The following is a 3,247-nucleotide window of genomic DNA, read 5'->3' on the forward strand; positions in this document are numbered from 1 at the left end:
TTGAGTGGCGCAATCGATTATCAAATTATTGGTGCCGATATTCTTCAACAAGATCGTAATTGTTTAATTGTTGCCAACCACCCTAGTTTAATCGATTACGTTCTCATTGCTTCACAATTAAATCGCTGCGACTGTTTAGTAAAATCGGCAATATGGTCGAATCCTTTTATGAAGCACATCGTAAAAGCAGCCGGATATATTCCCAATGAAGCACCGGATGATTTATTAGCACTTTGTGATGAACGATTTAACAAAGGCAACGTGTTGCTTATATTTCCTGAAGGAACAAGAACAACACCAGGTGTAGAGCCGAAATTACAACGCGGTGCAGCACAAATTGCGGTAAGAACAGAACGAGATTTAAGAGTTGTCCATATTACGGTAACACCAAGTTTCCTCACAAAAGAGAAAAAATGGTATCAAGTACCGGCAACAAAGCCCTTTTTCAGGGTTGAAGTTAAGGATAAAGTTGAGATTACCCCCTTTATAAAGCAAACTACGTCGCCGACAATAGCGGCGCGACGCTTACAACAGCACCTAGCTGAAAACATTTTTCCAGAAAACTTTTATTAATAAGCAGGTCCCAGTGGAACAGTTACACAACGACATTAAGCAACTTATTATTGATGCTTTAAACCTTGAAGATTTAACCGTAGATAATATTGAAACGGATGCACCACTTTTTGGTGATGGACTTGGCTTAGATTCTATCGACGCGCTTGAGCTTGGACTCGCAATAAAAAAACAATACAACATCGTTATTGATGCCGACGACTCAAATACGCGCGAACACTTTGCGTCTGTAGCAAATCTAGCGAAATACGTTTCTTCTCAAACTAATGAATAAGTTGTAGGTATATTCATGACTGATGTAAATAAAGATCAAGTATTTGAACAAGTTAAAGATGCGCTTGTTGAGCTGTTCGAAATTGACGCAGCCGACATTCAATCAGATGCGCACTTATACCAAGATCTCGATCTTGATAGCATTGACGCCGTTGATTTGGTCGTACACCTACAGAATGTCACTGGCAAAAAAATCAAGCCAGCAGAGTTTAGTGCAGTAAGAACCGTTGACGATGTGGTTAACGCTGTCACTGAATTATTGAAGGAAAGTTAATGCGCCAATTGCTGACTGGTCTGTCTGCAATTGTACTGTTTGCCTACCCCTTCGCCGTCTATTTCGGTATAGATAAATTTGGCTTGAACTTAGTTGGGGGCTTGTTAATTGCTGCGTTACTTTTGCGTGTTTTCGTCGCAAATAAGACCCCACTAAAAGAGTTTAAGTTCTTGGCGCTCGTTACGGGCGCTGTTGGCATTGTCCTAATTACGCTTGGCATGGTGTTTAAACAACATGGGTGGCTTCAGTTTTACCCTGTCGTTGTCAATGTATGTATGCTGTGTGTATTTGGACTGAGCTTAAAACAGCCGCAATCGATCATAGAGAGGCTTGCTCGCTTGCAAGAACCCGACCTTCCGGCTAGTGGCGTGGCTTACACTCGCAAAGTGACGATGGTTTGGTGCGCCTTTTTTACGCTCAACGCTGCCGTTGCACTCTATACCTGTTTCCTACCAGTAAAAATATGGACGCTTTATAACGGCCTCATCAGCTACTTACTTGCTGGTGGCTTGTTCGCTGGAGAATGGATCGTGCGTCAATTTGTTCGAAAGGAACACTAATCGTATGAATACAACGTATTCGAGCTTTACCTCCCTAGCGACCTTGTTCATCGCGGAGAGGTCTGAGCAATCCCCAGTCTCTTACGATCGCGATACGGTTATCACGTGGGGTGATTTCCAACAGCACGTCGCAACACTTACTCAACAGCTAGAAACCCAACCAACGCAAAACATTGCGTTGTGTTTTGGCAACAGCTACCTGTTTGCCGTTGGCTTTTTTGCTTGTTGTTATGCAGGAAAATCCATTGTATTACCTGGTAATTACCAACCAGAAGCACTCAAAGAGCTCAGTGAGCACTACGATTTGTTGCTGCATGATGCCGATGTCTCGGCTCCAGAACTCGTGAGCTCGCTTTTGATCGAAGCTCAATCATTGCTAGAAACCACCGTGATTAACGAGCCAGAGGCCAAACAACCTTATTTTTGGCGTGAATTAAACCTGGCAGAAATACCAGTAACGCTATTTACTTCGGGTTCAAGCGGCACACCAAAAGCCATTGCAAAAACGCTGAAACAGCTCGATATCGAAGTTTCTATTCTAGATAACCTATGGGGCGACACGGTTGCCAGCACACGCGTTGAAAGCACCGTTTCTCATCAACACATTTACGGCTTGCTGTTCCGCGTATTGTGGCCTTTGTGCTCCGCACGTCCATTTTCAGCACACAACCTTGAGTTCCCAGAGCAAATTGTCCATCACGCTGATGCTGACACCACGCTAGTAAGCAGCCCTGCGTTACTAAAACGACTCAGTGAAGAGCACGATCCGGTTGCGATTCGGTGTGTATTTTCTTCTGGTGGCCCCTTGCCAAACCAAGCGGCGCAGCACAGCCAGGAGTTGTTTGGGTCACTTCCTATTGAAGTGTTTGGCAGCACAGAAACCGGCGGCATCGCTTACCGTCAGCAGCACGTAGCTAGCACTCCCTGGACGTTATTCCCTGGTGTTGAAGCCGAGCTTAACCATGAAAATTGTTTAAAGCTCCGCTCGCCACACATTGATGAAAACACTTGGTACCAAACTGCGGATGAATGCTATTTCCATGATAGTATTTCTTTTGAATTGCGTGGACGCACTGACCGAATCGTCAAAGTCGAAGAAAAGCGTATTTCCCTTGTCGAAGTGGAAAAACGTTTAGAGCAATTGCCGTGGGTTCAAGAAAGCGTGGTGATCCCAATGGAAGAATCTGGTCGTCTCACATTAGTCTCAATCATCGTACTTAACGATAAAGGCGGTGATGTGCTTGATGAACTTGGTAAAGGCAAGTTTTGGCTTGAACTTCGCAAGGCACTGCGCAATTGGTTAGAACCGATCGCTATCCCGAGAAAATTCCGAGTGGTCGACGAAATTCCATTGAACAGCCAAGGCAAACGCCAAGTTGCTGAAATTGAAAAACTATTCCAATAAAGCTAGTAACATGGAAAAAAGAAAACCAACTATTCAGAATATTGAAGTGAGTGACCATACCGCGGAGCTGTCGCTGCGAGTGGATGCTGACATCTTAGATTTCCAAGGTCATTTCAATCACTTCCCTCTTTTACCCGGCGTCACTCAAATTGATTGGGCGCT

The 3,247-nt window shown here is 44.4% G+C and carries 5 protein-coding genes and 1 pseudogene; all 6 read left to right on the plus strand.

Annotated elements, in window-relative coordinates; translation table 11 throughout:
• Positions 1-573: lysophospholipid acyltransferase family protein (locus tag IQR33_RS29215; RefSeq protein WP_193844275.1), on the plus strand; the 573-nt coding region annotated here is incomplete at its 5' end.
• Between the two features lie 13 nt (positions 574-586).
• Positions 587-847: a phosphopantetheine-binding protein gene (locus IQR33_RS29220; protein ID WP_193837663.1), complete on the plus strand. Its 261-nt coding sequence runs from the start codon at positions 587-589 to the stop codon at positions 845-847.
• A 15-nt stretch (positions 848-862) separates the two neighbouring features.
• Positions 863-1,120, plus strand: a complete 258-nt coding sequence (locus tag IQR33_RS29225; protein WP_005382279.1) for an acyl carrier protein — start codon at positions 863-865, stop codon at positions 1,118-1,120.
• Positions 1,120-1,680, plus strand: coding sequence for a hypothetical protein (locus tag IQR33_RS29230; RefSeq protein ID WP_025766967.1), 561 nt, complete (start codon positions 1,120-1,122; stop codon positions 1,678-1,680). Before IQR33_RS29225 ends, IQR33_RS29230 begins: the two co-directional genes overlap by 1 nt.
• Positions 1,681-1,684: 4 nt before the next feature.
• Positions 1,685-3,085, plus strand: a complete 1,401-nt coding sequence (locus tag IQR33_RS29235) for an AMP-binding protein (protein WP_193837662.1) — start codon at positions 1,685-1,687, stop codon at positions 3,083-3,085.
• Between the two features lie 10 nt (positions 3,086-3,095).
• A pseudogene (locus tag IQR33_RS36135) lies at positions 3,096-3,247 on the plus strand (3-hydroxyacyl-ACP dehydratase); the annotation flags it as partial.

The sequence above is a fragment of the Vibrio sp. OPT46 genome (assembly GCF_015163535.1).
Lineage (GTDB): Bacteria > Pseudomonadota > Gammaproteobacteria > Enterobacterales > Vibrionaceae > Vibrio > Vibrio alginolyticus.

Excerpts from the sequence above, each read along its gene's own strand:
- IQR33_RS29225 (WP_005382279.1), top strand. The coding sequence starts at position 863 with ATGACTGATGTAAATAAAGATCAAGTATTTGAACAAGTTAAAGATGCG.
- IQR33_RS29230 (WP_025766967.1), top strand. The coding sequence starts at position 1,120 with ATGCGCCAATTGCTGACTGGTCTGTCTGCAATTGTACTGTTTGCCTAC.
- IQR33_RS29235 (WP_193837662.1), top strand. The coding sequence starts at position 1,685 with ATGAATACAACGTATTCGAGCTTTACCTCCCTAGCGACCTTGTTCATC.